The organism is Clostridia bacterium, from assembly GCA_012841935.1.
Classification (GTDB): domain Bacteria; phylum Bacillota; class Peptococcia; order DRI-13; family DTU073; genus DUTS01.
Genome location: DUTS01000076.1, coordinates 1 through 15762, shown reverse-complemented (window position 1 = coordinate 15762; position 15762 = coordinate 1). Strand labels below are relative to the sequence as shown.

Annotated in this window: 19 protein-coding genes; 2 read left to right on the top strand and 17 right to left on the bottom strand. The window is 36.6% G+C overall.

Going from position 1 to position 15762, the window contains the following annotated elements; genetic code table 11:
* Positions 1-93: 93 nt before the first annotated feature.
* Together GX687_04600 and GX687_04595 are read right to left on the bottom strand one after the other, a co-directional pair.
* A complete protein-coding gene (locus GX687_04600) occupies positions 94-1116 on the bottom strand; it encodes an AbrB family transcriptional regulator (protein HHX96725.1) in 1023 nt (340 codons plus the stop codon).
* Positions 1117-1171: 55 nt separating this feature from the next.
* Positions 1172-1435: a hypothetical protein gene (locus GX687_04595; GenBank protein HHX96724.1), complete on the bottom strand. Its 264-nt coding sequence runs from the start codon at positions 1433-1435 to the stop codon at positions 1172-1174.
* A 150-nt stretch (positions 1436-1585) separates the two neighbouring features.
* Between GX687_04595 and GX687_04590 the strand changes: the two genes are divergently transcribed.
* Positions 1586-1930: a hypothetical protein gene (locus GX687_04590; GenBank protein ID HHX96723.1), complete on the top strand. Its 345-nt coding sequence runs from the start codon at positions 1586-1588 to the stop codon at positions 1928-1930.
* An 11-nt stretch (positions 1931-1941) separates the two neighbouring features.
* On the opposite strand, the gene guaA is transcribed toward GX687_04590, so the two are convergent.
* From guaA to GX687_04550, 8 genes are all read right to left on the bottom strand, one after another.
* Positions 1942-3189, bottom strand: a complete 1248-nt coding sequence (guaA, locus tag GX687_04585; GenBank protein ID HHX96722.1) for a glutamine-hydrolyzing GMP synthase — start codon at positions 3187-3189, stop codon at positions 1942-1944.
* A gap of 8 nt (positions 3190-3197) precedes the next feature.
* Complete coding sequence (gene hpt, locus GX687_04580; GenBank protein HHX96721.1) at positions 3198-3737, bottom strand: hypoxanthine phosphoribosyltransferase; 540 nt, start codon at positions 3735-3737, stop codon at positions 3198-3200.
* A 21-nt stretch (positions 3738-3758) separates the two neighbouring features.
* Positions 3759-4460 (bottom strand): hypothetical protein, encoded by a 702-nt coding sequence (locus tag GX687_04575; GenBank protein HHX96720.1) that lies wholly within the window; start codon positions 4458-4460, stop codon positions 3759-3761.
* A 56-nt stretch (positions 4461-4516) separates the two neighbouring features.
* A complete protein-coding gene (locus GX687_04570; protein ID HHX96719.1) occupies positions 4517-6919 on the bottom strand; it encodes an AAA family ATPase in 2403 nt (800 codons plus the stop codon).
* A gap of 83 nt (positions 6920-7002) precedes the next feature.
* Complete coding sequence (locus GX687_04565) at positions 7003-7428, bottom strand: CBS domain-containing protein (GenBank protein ID HHX96718.1); 426 nt, start codon at positions 7426-7428, stop codon at positions 7003-7005.
* A 59-nt stretch (positions 7429-7487) separates the two neighbouring features.
* Positions 7488-8372, bottom strand: a complete 885-nt coding sequence (locus GX687_04560) for a hypothetical protein (protein HHX96717.1) — start codon at positions 8370-8372, stop codon at positions 7488-7490.
* A 133-nt stretch (positions 8373-8505) separates the two neighbouring features.
* A complete protein-coding gene (gene groL / locus GX687_04555; GenBank protein ID HHX96716.1) occupies positions 8506-10131 on the bottom strand; it encodes a chaperonin GroEL in 1626 nt (541 codons plus the stop codon).
* Positions 10132-10152: 21 nt separating this feature from the next.
* Positions 10153-10437, bottom strand: a complete 285-nt coding sequence (locus GX687_04550; protein HHX96715.1) for a co-chaperone GroES — start codon at positions 10435-10437, stop codon at positions 10153-10155.
* Between the two features lie 258 nt (positions 10438-10695).
* Here GX687_04550 and GX687_04545 point away from each other — a divergent pair, with 258 nt between their 5' ends.
* Entirely contained in the window at positions 10696-11256 is a 561-nt protein-coding gene (locus GX687_04545) for a 5-formyltetrahydrofolate cyclo-ligase (protein ID HHX96714.1), read from the top strand.
* On the opposite strand, the gene GX687_04540 is transcribed toward GX687_04545, so the two are convergent.
* The 7 genes from GX687_04540 to GX687_04510 all read right to left on the bottom strand — a co-directional run.
* Positions 11253-11579, bottom strand: coding sequence for a hypothetical protein (locus GX687_04540; GenBank protein HHX96713.1), 327 nt, complete (start codon positions 11577-11579; stop codon positions 11253-11255). The two genes, GX687_04545 and GX687_04540, sit on opposite strands and share 4 nt — an antisense overlap.
* An 11-nt stretch (positions 11580-11590) precedes the next feature.
* Positions 11591-12109: a hypothetical protein gene (locus GX687_04535; GenBank protein ID HHX96712.1), complete on the bottom strand. Its 519-nt coding sequence runs from the start codon at positions 12107-12109 to the stop codon at positions 11591-11593.
* A 23-nt stretch (positions 12110-12132) separates the two neighbouring features.
* Positions 12133-13101 carry a hypothetical protein gene (locus tag GX687_04530; protein ID HHX96711.1) on the bottom strand — a complete coding sequence of 323 codons (969 nt, stop codon included), beginning with the start codon at positions 13099-13101 and terminating at the stop codon, positions 12133-12135.
* Between the two features lie 24 nt (positions 13102-13125).
* On the bottom strand, positions 13126-13407 hold the full coding sequence (locus GX687_04525) for a hypothetical protein (GenBank protein HHX96710.1): 282 nt from the start codon (positions 13405-13407) through the stop codon (positions 13126-13128).
* 113 nt (positions 13408-13520) lie between these two features.
* Complete coding sequence (locus tag GX687_04520; protein HHX96709.1) at positions 13521-13949, bottom strand: hypothetical protein; 429 nt, start codon at positions 13947-13949, stop codon at positions 13521-13523.
* A gap of 122 nt (positions 13950-14071) precedes the next feature.
* Entirely contained in the window at positions 14072-15289 is a 1218-nt protein-coding gene (locus GX687_04515; GenBank protein ID HHX96708.1) for an HlyC/CorC family transporter, read from the bottom strand.
* Between the two features lie 40 nt (positions 15290-15329).
* Positions 15330-15762: tRNA (adenosine(37)-N6)-threonylcarbamoyltransferase complex transferase subunit TsaD (locus GX687_04510; GenBank protein HHX96707.1), on the bottom strand; the 433-nt coding region annotated here is incomplete at its 5' end.

Genomic DNA, 15762 nt, shown 5'->3' with positions numbered 1-15762 from the left:
ATCATATTTTACTAAATCCCAATTAATATCATATCATGATTTTGAAATTTTCGGTATTAAAATTATTAAAATCCCCGCAAAGACTGCTTACAGCTAAATCCCCAACCAAGTTAACAAAAAGGGGATAATTATTAATAAACTTAAAAAACGGGCCAACTGTAATAAACTAACTACCAAAGAATCAGCTCCCAATTCATAAGCCAAAATAAAAAATTGGGCTACACCCCCCGGAGCAGCAGCTAAAAGACAAGTAAGTTCATCCCAGGCAGTCATTTTACGCAAAACCCAAGCCAAAACCAAACTAGAGATCATCACCAAAACTGTAGCTATAATCAAAGGCAGTCCCATCTTCAAAAGTCCCCGTAAAGTCTCCTGAGTAAAATTTAAACCTACCAATCCCCCGATCCCAATTTGTGAAAACACTCGCAAATCATCAGGTAGTGGAGGGAGCTCACAGATCACACTACCTACAAAACCAACCAAAAAAGCCGCACCTAAAAGACCTGGTACCGGCAAATGAAGCAATTTCCCCAAAACCCCACCACTTACTCCCACAGCCAATGTAACGAAAACACCTTTCTGCCAGCCACTTCTAACAGCACTTTTTTCAGATCCTGCTTTTATCCCCCCAGCCTTGTAAATAGCTAAACCAGGAATAAAAAACATTACTACTAGAACACGCATCATTTGTAAAGCCACAACAACCAACGGATCTGCCCCCATTTCAATAGCTAACAAAGTAAATTCAGTCATACCTCCAGGGGCTGTTCCCAAAATTGCCGTTAAAGGAGTAGTCACAGTTAAATTAAAAAATAAATAGCCTACCAAAAAACAGCTAATTAACATCCATACGGAAACCAAAACAGCCGGTCCCCACAGTGATTTTAATTCCTTCCCTATACCTTTTTTCAGCCTTTGTCCAATTAAAATTCCCAAAATAACTTGAAAAACCCAAGCCCACCATAAAGGCAAATGAAATTCCATTCCCAGAAGAGATAAAATACCTACTGCCAACATACCCCCAAATAATGAAGCGACCGGCAAACCAATTCTCTCTAAAAAACGCCAGCCCAACCAACCTGCCAAAAATAAAAAGACACTGTCTAGTACAACCATTTCTACATTTCACTCCTGTGATTAAAATAAAGGCTTCCCTTTTTTGGAAAGCCTATTATTTACGATCCTTGAACGGAAAAATAAATTTCACATGAGCCCCTGCCGCCATCAACTTTTGCTGTTTCTGAGATACCTTTGCCGCCAATTTGTCCAATTCTCGCCGTGCGTTTTTTTCCATTTGCTGTAATTCAGCTTTTAATTCTTCTTGAACACCTTCCTCCTGCATCACTGTTTTCAAAGAAACAATCTTTGCCTTAATTTTTCGCTCATACTCCTGATACTCCTTAACAGCCTGAAGATATTCTTGATATTTTTCCACTTTACCCCCCTCTCTTTCTTACTACCTTTTATTTTACTACAAAACCTCATAAAAAAGCAAAAAAACAAAACTTTCAAACCAAATATACTAACAATTCCACAATATTATGGTATAATATAATTATAATCCCAAAAGAAAGGGGACAAAAAAATGCTTTTTTATTTAACACTCGGTGGAGCGGTAGGTTATCTTACTGGAAGGACTGTCTTGGAAACTTTTAAACTTGCAGGTCATATTGGCAGCAAAAGAGCACTACAAAAGAAACCCCCAAAAAGAAAAATCGAAGGAATAGCGGAACTCAATGCTAAAGGCAAAGTACTTAGAAACTTAAATCGCGAAAGCCTATATTCACCAATGCTGCGAAAAAAACTAGCTGAAAGAAGGGCTGAAATAGCCGAGTCAAACAAACAATGGTATACAAAAGAACTACTTTGCCAAAAACTAGAACAACTTAATGTTAACATGGATACTGAAATCAAAATAAACACTCGTTGAAATACTTAATATTACTCCCATTCAATTGTTCCTGGGGGTTTAGATGTAAGGTCATAAACTACGCGATTAATCTGGGGTACTTCCCTGATAATCCTTTCGGTAATTTTATCCAATAACTCATAAGGCAAATGTGCAGCTTTAGCCGTCATGGCGTCAACACTTGTTACCGCACGTAAAATAAGGGGATAAGCATAAGTTCTTACTTTATCTTGTACACCCACACTTTTAATTGAAGGTAAAACAGCAAAAACCTGCCATAAATCATCAAAAGCGGCTTGACGAATTTCATCCAAAAAGATGGCATCTGCTTCTCGTAAAATCTCTAATTTTTCCGCAGTTATTTCCCCAATAATACGAATCGCCAATCCTGGTCCAGGGAAAGGCTGTCTTTCAATAATTTCTGTAGGTAAACCTAATTCCCGACCTACTTTACGCACTTCATTTTTAAATAATTTAGCCAAAGGCTCTAATAAACGAAAATTCATTTTTTCCGGCAAACCACCTACATTATGATGTGACTTAATAGTTCCCCCTACCCCACTACCGCTTTCTAAAACATCAGGATAAACAGTTCCTTGTACCAAAAAATCGACTTCTCCCAAACCAAGTGCCGTTTCTTCAAAAACACGTATAAATTCATTACCGATAATTTTTCGTTTTTGTTCAGGATCACTTATACCACTAAGTTTCTTTAGGAAACGCTCCCGAGCATCCACAAAAATCAAGTTAAGCGGCCATTTTTTTTGAAAAACATTTTGCACCTCTTCAGCCTCACCTTTACGCAAAAAACCGTGATCAACAAAAACACAGGTTAATTGCTCACCAACCGCCTGATGAACCAAAGCTGCAGCCACCGCAGAATCCACACCACCACTTAAAGCACATAAAACCTTATTTGAACCTACCTTTTCACGTATAAGCTGCACTTGTCTTTCTATAAAATTAGCAATAGACCAATAAACCTTACAGGAACAATCCTGAAAAAGAAATTCCTTTAGTCCCACTTTAGTCAAAGCAGGCCAAAAAGCCACCGGAAAATTACACTGCTTAATTTGTGTCACTTCAGACTGAAAAGCAGCAAAATCTTCTGCAGCTAAAATAATTCCTTGTGGCTCTAAAGCCGCTATTTTTTCCATAGAAGTCTGATAAGGAAAAATTACCGAAAAAACACCTAATTGTCGTATTTGACGGGCTAAATCCTGTACTTGTGGAAACCCAAAATCTAAAATTAAAATTTTTTCCTGTATAAACAATTTAATCCCCTGCCTTAAACTTGATAATATTTTGGTTTTAAAACCCCTACATATGGTAAATTACGATATTTTTCATTATAATCAAGACCATAACCAACCACAAAATCATTAGGAATATCATATCCCTTATAATCAGGCTTTAAAATTAGCTGCCGCCTTTCCGGCTTATCCAAAAATGTGCAAATCTTCAAACTTGCCGGTTGACGTGCTCTCAAATTATCTGTTAAATAGCTTAAAGTTAACCCTGTATCAATTATATCCTCGACAAGTAACACATCTTTAGCAGTAATATCCTTATCCAAATCCTTTAAAATCCGCACCACACCCGAAGTGCGTGTGGACGCACCATAACTAGAAGTACTGATAAAATCAAGGGCCAAAGGAATCTTTATTTCCCTAATTAAATCAGCCAAAAAAACAACCGCCCCTTTTAAAACACCAATAATCACCAAGTCTTTTTGCTCATAATCCCGAGAAATTAAAGCACCCAATTCTTTTACTTTTTCCTCGATTTGTTTTTCGGTAATCAAGATTTTTTGTAAATGATGCCGCATTTATATGAACTCCTTTATTAATTATTTAACCGGTGGTTCAAGAACAAAAGACCGATTAAAATCTCCCAAAGTAATTAGAATTTGTAAATCATGTTCCGGTTCATCACGATGTTCAGCCGTAATTTGGGCCTGACGAATATATTTACCTTTTTGATCTACCCATAAAATATAATTAAAGTCTTGCCAAAAAAATTCGGCAAACTTATTTTCTCCCCGACTCATTACTTCATAAACCCGACATTTTTTTTTGCCAACTTTTGCTTTACCCGCATATTTGGCTGCAAACTCTTCCTCTAAAAATTCTAAAACACCTAAAGGATTTAATTCTGCCATTAAAAGTTCCACACCTATTTTGCCTGCTGCAGGAATCTTAACCCAATCTTTAGTCAATGTATCACGGCGATAAAGTTGATCACCTAAATAGTATATCTCCAGATCAGCATTTAATAAAGGTAAAGTACCTTTTACATAGACTCCCTCCTCTGCTTTTTGTCCCTGTATTTCCGATAAAATCATTGTTTCACCTTTTAAAATACGACTAGCCTGTAGTTCAAAACTAAAACTACTTGCCTGTAAAGTATAAGCCAAACCTTGTTTTACGGCTTCAAAAGGTGGGGGTTGTCTAATTTCCCGCACCAAATGAAATCCCCCACCCAAAAAAATTAGTAGCAAAATTAAAGCAATTATTTTTTCCCCAGGCACATTCTTAAGATTTAATCTCACACTTACCCACTCCCCTTTTTCTTTATCTTTACTAAGGGGAATGAGGTAATATGTCTTTACTCTTTTTCAATAGACTCATCTTTTACCAAAGCATAATATTGAGCTAATTTTTGCTGAACACGACCAAAAACCGTATCTTGAGGATAAAAGCCTGCTTCGTTAATTGTGCCTGCCTCTACACCAGTCAAAATTTCAATCCCCTGCTCCACATTTTCAACAGCATAAATATGAAAAATACCTTCTTTAACAGCCTGTACCACTTCTTCATCAAGCATTAAATTAATTACATTTTGCTGAGGAATAATTACCCCTTGGCGGCCAGTAAAACCCTTAACTTTACAGACCTGATAAAAACCCTCTATTTTTTCGTTGACTCCACCAATAGGCTGAACAAAACCTTTTTGATTTATAGATCCTGTAACAGCAATCCCCTGTTCTACCGCTAAATCTGCCAAACCAGATAATAAAGCATATAATTCCGCACTAGAAGCACTATCACCATCGATACCACTATATAATTGCTCAAAGCAAATACTAGCTGAAAAAGATACTGGATATTTTTGTCCAAATTTTTCGCCAAAATAGCCACTTAAAATCAAAATACCTTTATCATGTAGTGCCCCACTCATTTTTACTTCTCGCTCAATATTAATAATTCCTTTGCGGCCCAAAAAAGTATTAACAGTTATCTTATTAGGTTTACCAAAAGTATAGTTACCTGTATCCAAAACAGCAATACCATTAACCTGTCCAACAACTTTTTGCTGCACATCAATTAATAATTGCCCTTTATTCATCATCTCTAAAAGCTTTTGCTCAGCCTTATTAGAGCGATAAGTTTTTTCCCGAATTGCTTTTTTTACATGTTCATCTGTTACCAAAGAACAATCCTCCAATTTAGCCCAAGAATCAGCTTCATAAATAATTTCTACCAATTCATTAAAACGTGTAGATAATTTTTCTTGATGACCGGCTAAACGAGAACTATATTCAACAATGTGTCCCACAGCCTCCTTGGTAAAATGTCGTAAATTTTCCGTTTCACAATGATCACTAATAAAACGAGCTAATTTATAAGTATAAGGATCCGATCTATCCATTTCCACATCAAAATCAACCATAATTTTAAACAATTTACGAAAATCTTCATCATGGTAATATAAAAGCTGATATTCCCAGTGACTACCGATCAAAATTACTTTTATATCCAAGGGAATCGGCTTTGGCTTTAACGAAGAAGTAGCAATAGCCCCAAATTGATGTCCAATACTTTCGATTTGTACCTCACCAGTTTTCAAAGCCCTTTTTAAACCTTCCCAACAAAAACTGCTAGTCAAAACATCGCGACAGCGTAAAATTAAATAACCGCCATTAGCTCGATGAATTGAGCCTGCTTTAACTTTCGTGAAATCAGTTTTTAAAACACCTAATTGGCTTTCATATTCCACCCGACCCAAAAGATTGTAATATGTAGGGTTTGTTTCTACAATTACCGGTGCACATTGAGTTTTACCATTATCCACAAAAACATTAACTTGATATTTTTGCAAAAGCTTTTTAGTCCTATTTTCGGGAAGAAAAAATAAATCAGGAGCAATTTGCTTTTCACTTTCTTTAAATTCACGAGCATTTTTCAAAAGATCTTCTTTAATCTTTTCCAAATATTCTCTAGCCTCTGCATGTGGCGAATATTTCAACATTAATTCCTGAAAAAAATGATCAATATTATCCAAAATAATTTTGTTTTCTAATTGCTCTACTTCCTTCTCAATATTACGTTCAAACTCCCGTAAACTTTTAAATACTTCTAAAATATATAAATTAAGTTTTTTAGAGTTTTCATCAATCATTTCCTTTTTAGCTTCATACAAATCCTGAAATTCTTTTTCATCCATGGGTTTACCTTCTTCATTTAAAGGAATGGTAACCAAAGCTTTATTTGCAGTTTTTAAAGCAAATCCCAACTCTTTGGCTTGATTAGAAATCGCTGCTTGGGCCTCATTCTGTTTTACCTGTAATTTTTGTAATAATAAAGTTTTCGCCTTTTGACATTCATCAGATTCCAAAGCAAGTGGTATTTCTGCTGTTACTTTTTCCAATAAATCTTCTACATCTGCTTTAAACTCCACTGCCTTGCCAGGTGTAAATGAAATTGCCAGAGGTTCATCAGGATTAGCAAAATTATAAAGATAACACCAATCCAAAGGGCGGTCTTTTACCGCTGCTACATCATTTACTAAAGAACGAGTATAACTACTCCTCCCCGTACCCGTTACCCCAGCTATAAAAATATTATAGCCTGGTTTATTTACTTTCAAACCAAACTCTAAAGCCCTAACCCCTCTCTCTTGTCCAATAATACCCTCTAGAGGGGGAATATCTGCTGTTGATTCAAAAGTAAAAACACTACAATCGCATTTTTTACGCAACAGTTCAGCCTCCAAGTGATATTTCTCCATCTCTCTATCCCCTCTCTTATAGACTCATTTTATTTTCCTTCTACACAATCAGACAAATTCCTGCCATCTTAACTGTTGAAAACTTACCAAGAACGATTAGGTGTGGAAATTTCCGCCAAAGCTTCCCCAGATTCATCTCTAAAATAATCATTTACCGCCAAAGCCCCCAAAGTGATAAAACCTACCAAGTGCCCCTCTTCCACCACCGGTAAGCGACGCACTTGAGCATCTCCCATTAGTTCTAAAGCAGTTTCGACATTCATCTGTGGTTTACCAACCACCAGACGCTCAGTCATCACTTCCCGGCATTTAACTTTTTCCGGATCCTTCTTTTCACAAACCACCCGTAAAACAATATCTCGATCAGTAATCATTCCTACTACATCAGTCCCCTCACAAATAGGCACAGAACCAATATTTTCTTTCTTCATAATTAAAGCCACTTCCAATACCGAAGCATCCGGCTCTACCGCAATTACTTCATCTGTCATTACATCCTTTAAACGCATAAAAAAACCTCCTTTTCAAGGATAGTTTGCCCTAAAAAAGAGGTTTCTTACATCAATAATTACAATCTTTTCGCCGTACTATTTTCCATCAAACGATCTGCAGCCTTTACCAAAGTATCAGCCATTCGTCCAAACTCCTCCAAAATAACATTAATACCAGCTAATTTTTCAGCTTGTGATTGTGATACTTCACTAACCATACGCGTAGCTCCATCAATAGAAATTATTGCTTCTTTAATTAAATTAATAATTCTACCTATTTCACCTGTAGAACTATTAGTCATCTGTGATAAATTACGCACTTCATTAGCCACCACATTAAAGCCCCGTCCATATTCCCCCACTCTAGCTGCTTCAATAGAAGCATTAAGACCTATCAAATTAGTACGTTTAGCAATTTGTTTAACAGTATCTATAATCCCAGCGGTTGCTTCTACTTTTACCGTAGCATCTTCAGTGACCGATTTTAATTCCTGACTAGTAGACGATAATTCCTGAGCCTCAGCAGCAATTTCCTGTACCGAACCCTGTATATTTTGCAAAAAGCCCTGAATCTCCCGAGCCATATCTACCAACATTTCACGATGTTCCAGATTTTCTGTAGTAACCAAAGCCCCCACAACTTGCCCCTCAGCATCCAAAAAAGGATAACTAACCGCAATATAGGGAACACCATAAAGTTTCTCATCAACTTCGAGTACAATACGCTCCTTTTTGTACATAGATAAATAAGCCGCTCCTGCGGATAAAACAGGATCACCAACTTTAATTTTTAAATCCAAAGTATGAGCTGGCACATAAGTAAGCCATTTATCTTTATCACAAATCCCCACCCCAATATCTGCTTGAATAAAATGATTGATGAAAGGAGCAGCCTTAATCCAAAAATCTAATACTCCGGCATTTTCTGTCATTACTTTTTGCATTTTCAATCTTCCTTTCATTATAAATCGTTGCCTACTTATATATTTCGAATTATTTTTATAATCTCCTGCCAAAATTATAAATTTATTTAGTTTATTTGCTAAAATAGCCCTAAAAAAAAGAGGTTTGAAAAAATCAAACCCCTTTTACAAATTACATCATACCACCCATATTTGGCGGCATTGCCGGACCTGCTGCCTCCTCTTCCGGAATATCGACAATTAAGCATTCAGTTGTCAATAATAAACCAGCAATTGAAGCCGCATTTTGCAAAGCACTACGCGTAACCTTAGCCGGATCAACAATACCAGCTTCAATCATATTTTCATATACACCTTTTAAAGCATTAAAACCATAACCTTTTTTACCGGCTGTTTTTACTTTTTCTACAACCACCGAACCTTCCATACCGGCATTACAAGCAATTTGCCTTAAAGGTTCTTCTAAAGCCTTCTTAATAATCTTAATTCCGGTTAATTCATCAGCTTCCTCAGCTGTAAGTTTCTCTAAAGCAGCCAAACTTTCCACAAAAGCTACTCCTCCCCCAGCCACAATACCTTCTTCAACCGCAGCACGGGTAGCAGCCAAAGCATCTTCCATACGATTCTTTCTTTCTTTTAATTCAGTTTCCGTAGCAGCTCCTACTTGAATTACAGCTACTCCACCAGCCAATTTTGCCAAACGCTCTTGCAATTTCTCCCGATCAAAATCAGAAGTAGTTTCTTCCAACTGCTTACGAATTTGGGCAATTCGACCTTCAATATTTTGCTTACTACCTTTTCCTTCAACAATGGTAGTTTCTTCTTTAGTAATTTTTACTTTAGAAGCCTGACCTAACATATCTAAAGTTGTATTTTCTAATTTCAAACCAACATCTTCACTAATTACTTGACCACCAGTTAAAACGGCAATATCCTCCAACATGGCTTTACGACGATCCCCAAAACCAGGTGCTTTAACCGCTACACAAATAAAAGTACCTCTTAATTTATTAACTACCAAAGTAGCCAGGGCTTCCCCTTCTACATCCTCGGCAATAATTAAAAGTGCTTTACCAGCCTGCACCACTTTTTCCAAAACAGGCAGGACATCTTGAATGGCAGCAATTTTCTTATCTGTTATTAAGATATAAGGGTCATCCAAATTAGCTTCCATTTTATCAGTATCAGTAATCATATAAGGAGAAATATAACCCCGATCAAATTGCATTCCCTCTACTACTTCCAAAGTAGTACCCATTCCTTGTGATTCTTCTACCGTAATCACACCATCATTACCGACAATTTCCATAGCTTCGGCAATTAAATTACCAATTTGGGGATCATCTGCAGAAACCGATGCTACCTGAGCAATAGCCTCTTTAGATTCAACTGCTTTGGCAATCCTTTCAATTTCCTCAACCACAGTATTAACAGCCTTTTCAATTCCCTTTTTCAAAAACATGGGATTTGCTCCAGCAGCCACATTCTTTAATCCTTCCCGAATAATGGCCTGAGCCAATAAAGTAGCGGTTGTAGTACCATCACCAGCTACATCATTTGTTTTAGTGGCTACCTCTTTAACCAATTGTGCCCCCATATTTTCATAGGGATCTTCCAAATCAATTTCACGAGCAATCGTCACACCATCATTAGTAATTGTAGGTGAACCAAACTTTCTTTCTAAAACTACATTACGCCCCTTGGGCCCCAAAGTAATCTTGACCGCTTCGGCTAAAACATCAACACCTTTTTCTAGACTTTTTCTAGCCTCTTCACTAAACACAATTTCTTTTGCCATTTACCTAACCCTCCTTATTCTTTAAATAATTGCGTGAATATCTCTTTCGCTAAGAATTAAGTATTCTTCACCATCAATTTTAATATCAGTCCCGGCATATTTAGAGAAAATAACCTTATCCCCCACATTAACTTCCAAGGGAATCTTTTGACCATTTTCCAAGACTCTACCAGAACCAACTGCTACTACTTCACCTTGTTGCGGCTTTTCTTTAGCAGTATCTGGTAAGACAATACCACTTTTAGTCTTTTCCTCCTGATCTAATGCTTTGATAACAACTTTGTCGCCGAGAGGCTTAATATTCATACTTTTAACCCCCTTAATATTTTATTTTGTTAGCACTCTACCCAAGCGAGTGCTAACATTTATTATTAATCATAGTCAAGGGCTTTCAAGAAGGCAATATTCATTTCCTGCCCTTTTAAAGCTTTATTTATCTTTATTTAACTATAGAAAGAAATAGCTCGTCGGTACTTCCTTTTCCTAATATATCCACTTTATTATTTCTTAATACACAAAAAGAACCTTATGATATAATATACAAAAAAAGAAAGGGTCAAATCAATGTCAAAAACAGAATTACGTCAACAAATGCTTAACCAAAGAAAAAAACTTTTAGCAAGTGATATTCAACAAAAAAGCAGTCAAATTAACCAACACATTAAAAGCCTAGCCGCTTTTAATAAGGCCACAACCATCCTCTTTTTTCTACCCATAAAAAACGAACCTAATACCTTACCACTTCTAAAAAGTGTTCTTAAACAAAAAAAACGGGTACTAATCCCGGTAGTTAAAAAACAAACCTTGATTTTATCACAATTAAATAGTCTTGAGGAAGTTTGGCCTCAAAAATATAATATTTTGGAACCCAAAACTCCCTTTTTACGTCCCACCTCACCAGAGTTAGTTGACCTCAGTCTCCTACCTGGCTTAGCTTTTGATTTGCAAGGCTACCGCTTGGGCTATGGCGGCGGCTACTTTGATCGACTCCTACCACAACTAAGGCCCCAAACCCTTAAAATTGGACTGGCCTATGATTTCCAAGTGATCACTAAGCTTCCACGCGAAAAACATGACCAGCCCGTTAATTTAATTATTACCGAAACAAATATTTATTATGCCTAATAGCGACACTGTTCTTCATTCCTAATTTGTTTGAAATTTGCTTGTTCTTCTTTTTTATTAACTTCATTAATGACGTTAACACCAGCCTTGTTTGTTTTACTCGCCAAGAGGAATTTCCCTAAACCTGTTTTTGCTTCATACATGTCTTGGGACCAGTGTTCATCCAAATCCATAGCTGGAAGCATACCTAAAATATAATAGGCTCGCCTCTCTTTAGCTTCCACCTCTTTAATAATTTCCTTAAACTTTTTCAATCTATATCTAATTCGATCTCGTTCCCTTTCAATTTCCAAGAGGATATCACTACGACTGTTTTTTGACATTTCCCCACCCCTTACCTTGTTTTTTCCGAATAAAGCCTAATAGCCCCATCACCTTTTTCCACAGTTAAATCCCGTTCCCATAATGATTTCTTACTAGCTACTTCTTCAAATTCCGCAGCAATTTTTTGCAAATAAGCAATATTTTCCTGCCCACCATATTTTTCCTCCAAAGCCAATAATCTCTGCCAACTTGACCGCGGGAAATTAACCCCTTGTTGATAAAACTCAAAAGACAATTGAGCCCGTTCTAAAAGGTCTTTTTTTATGGATTCTAAATTTTTCCGCACACCTGTGCATTGCCCCAAATTTAATAATCTTAATTTCAAAAGTGCAAATCTAGCCTTATTATTAATATCACTACTAATAGCTCGGTAGACAGCCTCATTCTGCACCTTAAAAAAGGACTGATCACCTTCTATTTGACGTTCACTTGGTTTAAGCAGTGACTTTTGCCAAGTAAGCCCATCTACCTCCTTGACATAATTTCTTAAAACTTGTGCTTCTTTTTGGCGACGCCATTCTTTAAGCATCTAACTACAGCCCCCTTTATTCATTAACGACCATCCCGCTCCAACTTTTTTTCTATTTCACGTTTCTTTTTCAACAAAAACTCCCGCTGACTTTTTTGTGCCGCTGTTTCCCGTGCCTCTTGAGTTTTTAAAATTCTTTCAACACGCTGACTATCACTTTCCTGACCTACTTCAGATTCGTCACCTTCATGCTTTTTAATAAACTCCGACAACTTCTTCCCAGAAAAAGGCCGGACAGCTTCTATTTTTCCCGTATAAACTTCATGGCGAGGTACCAGAAATAAACGTTTTTTGGCCAAATATACTTTTAATTTTTCAACATCCTCTGGTGCTAATTCCAAATCTTTTTCTGCCTCAGACAAAACCGGTGCGATTCCCGATTTAGTCATTTCTTTATAACGCCAATCCCTTCTCAGGCCAAACTGATCATCAAGATACGCAGACAATTCCACTATTTGAGGATCATAACTTACTTGCCGCAAATAATTTTCACATTCCTCCCGCAATTCTAAATTACTTCTCACTTCTGCAGCTTTTGCCTTTAATTCGGGATTATCAACATAAAGATGACGGCAATCATAAAACAAATCCTCAATTAACTGCATAGCTTCACCATATAAACGGGCATTAGTTTCCCAATCATTACCTGTGCCCAATGTTTCGGCCATAACTGTCTGTTCTTTTCCAATCAAATCAGGATGTTTGTAATTATAATAACCATTTAAAGAAATACGTTTATTTTCCGGCAAATTACCAAAACCGCGGGGAATAGTATTTACCTTTATTACAATTTCCTGCAGGGCCTTTTCAAATTTCTCCACACGTCTTTTTTCACGCCACTTATTAATCATTTCCAAAATACCTAAATTGCCAAATAAATTGCCCCGATCTGTAGTACCAATTTGATAATCATATCTACCCGGCAAATCATGACTTTCAACATCATGCTTTTTTTCCTTTTTAATTATAAACTTATTACCTTGTTCGTACATTGCCTGTTCTCCCCTTTTTAAATATTACCTTTGCATTTCCTCCTGCACAATATTCTCTTTCAAATTCACAGCCTCTTCATTTTCCAAAACAGCCTCTAAAGGAACTTCCCGTTCAATATGTATCCCCGTAAAACCACTTTCAGGAAAAACTAATTTATAATGTGTACCTGTTGAACTTTGAGCATCAAAATGAGCTATTTCCGCGGCTACTTCCTTTTGACGTTTAATTTTTTCCGCCATCCGCTGATCAATTCTAGTCACAAGCCATTTCCTCATTTTACCAACCAGGCTTTCCCTTTCCCCCATCTTTATCCCCCCTAAATATGCTGTCAATTTCATTATACTATAATTGTAACATATATTTGCAATACTCTCTACCCACTAAAAACTAAAGCTGCACCACTAATGCAGCCTTTTCTTTACCCCCTCGATGGTTCATGTCCTTTACGCATATAAACAATGGCATCAGAAGAATTAACCTCTTCTTTAACATAATTACTACTGGATTTTTTCTCCCAATCAGCCAAAGGGGATTTACTTGTAAGTACACGCTGACCATATTCCATAGTGTCAGTTACTGGATTATAGCGTGTCCAAGAAAGCACTGGTACACGTTTAGGATTTTCTAATGGTGAAACCTGTCTGTAGATCACTCCACCTGGAACCTTTTTCCGGCGATAGACTTGACCACCATGAAAAATTTTATCAGTGGACTCGGTTTTTACCTTATATGTTGACCCCATTATTCTAGTTGTTCCCTCACCTTTTTTACTGAATCCCACAAAACCATTTTTACTCAATCTTTTTTCCGCTTCTTTTTTAAATACTTCCCGAGGATCTTTAGTCATCACAATCATCTCCTCTCAAAATAACAAGACAATCATTATAGATAATTATACTCTATTCTGAAATATTTTGCAAGCAATCGTGAACACTAATTTTTTACAATTTTCTACTTTAACTAATAATTTCAATCTACCTTATTTACTGGTAAAATCAAGTGCACTTTTTCTATACGGTGTCCATCCATCCCCTCAACCACAAATTCCAAATCTTCCACAAAGACCTGATCTCCTACTTCCGGAATTCGATCTAACAAGGCAAAAATTAAACCACCTAAGGTATCTGCAGCCTCAGTATCCAAATTTAAATTCAAGACTTCATTAAGTTCATCTAACCGTACCCCAGCTTTAATTTCCATTACATGATCACTTAAATATTTCCAAGGAGGTTCTTCCCGATCATGTTCATCCTGAATATCACCCATAATTTCCTCGATTAAATCTTCTAAAGTTACAATACCAGCTGTACTTCCATATTCATCAAGCACGACAACCAAATGAATTTTTTCCTTTTTCATTACTCTAAACAACTCGGAAATTTTTCTAGTTTCCGGTACAAAAATAGTAGGCCGAATATATTGTTCCAAAGAAAAAGCTTCCTTCTGTTCGGGCAATAATAATAAATCCTTAATATGCATTACCCCTAAAATATGGTCAATTGTTTCCTTATAAACTGGCAAACGCGAAAATTGCTTTTCTTTAATCACTTTTAATAAATCCTCATAAGCTATTTTTTTATCTACACCCACGACATCGGGACGAGGAGTCATTACCTCTTTAACAATAATATCGGCAAATTCTATGACACCATAAAGCATCGTTTTTTCCGCCTGATTAATTAAGTTTTCATCTGCCGCGGAAATACCTAATTCCGTAGTTACAAAATCTAAAACTTCTTCATCAGTAAGCTGACCCTCTTTGACAACTTCCTCCTCAATACTCAATATTTTTTTCCATATTTTTTGTGTCGTATTAAACAATAAAATACCCGGATACATTAAAAACCTTATAATCACTGCTGTTTTTTCTGCAATAAAAGCAGAAGGAAAGCCCTTTTTACCGATGCCCTCCGCCATAATTTTATTTACACCCAAATAACATAGGATTAAAAATAATCCCGCAATTCCACTACCAATTTTATCACCCCAAATTCGCAGAGCCAATTTAATACTTAAAACAGCAATAATTACCCAAATTAACACACTAGATAGCATAAAGGCTACTTCATTATTTTGCTTACTAGCCCCTTTTCCCATTTTTAAATTCAACCTACAGGTAGTTAGAAAAAGGACTGAACCTAAAAGCAGCACTAAAATTAATAATTGTAAACTACTATCGGTATCCAATCTATAAACAACTCCTCCCTTAAGAAAACCATTACCCTAATTAGGATAATGGCAATCTTGGCACCGCATTCAAATCCCAACCAGCAAAATTACCTTTATGATACTGATAATGGGCGGCACAAGCAATCATAGCAGCATTATCAGTACATAATTCCAAAGGTGGATAATATAATTTTAAGCCTTCTCTCTGACATCTAGCAACCATTTGTTTACGCAATAAACTATTGGCCGAGACCCCTCCAGCCATTAAAACCGTCTTAATCCCCTTTTCTTGGGCCAAACTTACGGTTTTCTCCACTAATACCTCAACAACACTTACTTGAAAACTCGCCGCCAAATCAGCCATCTTAATTTGTTCACCTTTTAACTTGGCTCTATTTAACAAATTTAAAACCGCGGTTTTTAAACCACTAAAACTGAAATCATAACTAGTTCCCAACCAGGCACGCGGTAAATCATATTGCGGTTTACCT

Excerpts from the sequence above, each read along its gene's own strand:
- GX687_04600 (HHX96725.1), bottom strand. The coding sequence starts at position 1,116 with ATGGTTGTACTAGACAGTGTCTTTTTATTTTTGGCAGGTTGGTTGGGC.
- GX687_04590 (HHX96723.1), top strand. The coding sequence starts at position 1,586 with ATGCTTTTTTATTTAACACTCGGTGGAGCGGTAGGTTATCTTACTGGA.
- hpt (HHX96721.1), bottom strand. The coding sequence starts at position 3,737 with ATGCGGCATCATTTACAAAAAATCTTGATTACCGAAAAACAAATCGAG.
- GX687_04570 (HHX96719.1), bottom strand. The coding sequence starts at position 6,919 with ATGGAGAAATATCACTTGGAGGCTGAACTGTTGCGTAAAAAATGCGAT.
- GX687_04565 (HHX96718.1), bottom strand. The coding sequence starts at position 7,428 with ATGCGTTTAAAGGATGTAATGACAGATGAAGTAATTGCGGTAGAGCCG.
- GX687_04560 (HHX96717.1), bottom strand. The coding sequence starts at position 8,372 with ATGAAAGGAAGATTGAAAATGCAAAAAGTAATGACAGAAAATGCCGGA.
- groL (HHX96716.1), bottom strand. The coding sequence starts at position 10,131 with ATGGCAAAAGAAATTGTGTTTAGTGAAGAGGCTAGAAAAAGTCTAGAA.
- GX687_04550 (HHX96715.1), bottom strand. The coding sequence starts at position 10,437 with ATGAATATTAAGCCTCTCGGCGACAAAGTTGTTATCAAAGCATTAGAT.
- GX687_04545 (HHX96714.1), top strand. The coding sequence starts at position 10,696 with ATGTCAAAAACAGAATTACGTCAACAAATGCTTAACCAAAGAAAAAAA.
- GX687_04540 (HHX96713.1), bottom strand. The coding sequence starts at position 11,579 with ATGTCAAAAAACAGTCGTAGTGATATCCTCTTGGAAATTGAAAGGGAA.
- GX687_04535 (HHX96712.1), bottom strand. The coding sequence starts at position 12,109 with ATGCTTAAAGAATGGCGTCGCCAAAAAGAAGCACAAGTTTTAAGAAAT.
- GX687_04530 (HHX96711.1), bottom strand. The coding sequence starts at position 13,101 with ATGTACGAACAAGGTAATAAGTTTATAATTAAAAAGGAAAAAAAGCAT.
- GX687_04525 (HHX96710.1), bottom strand. The coding sequence starts at position 13,407 with ATGGGGGAAAGGGAAAGCCTGGTTGGTAAAATGAGGAAATGGCTTGTG.
- GX687_04520 (HHX96709.1), bottom strand. The coding sequence starts at position 13,949 with ATGACTAAAGATCCTCGGGAAGTATTTAAAAAAGAAGCGGAAAAAAGA.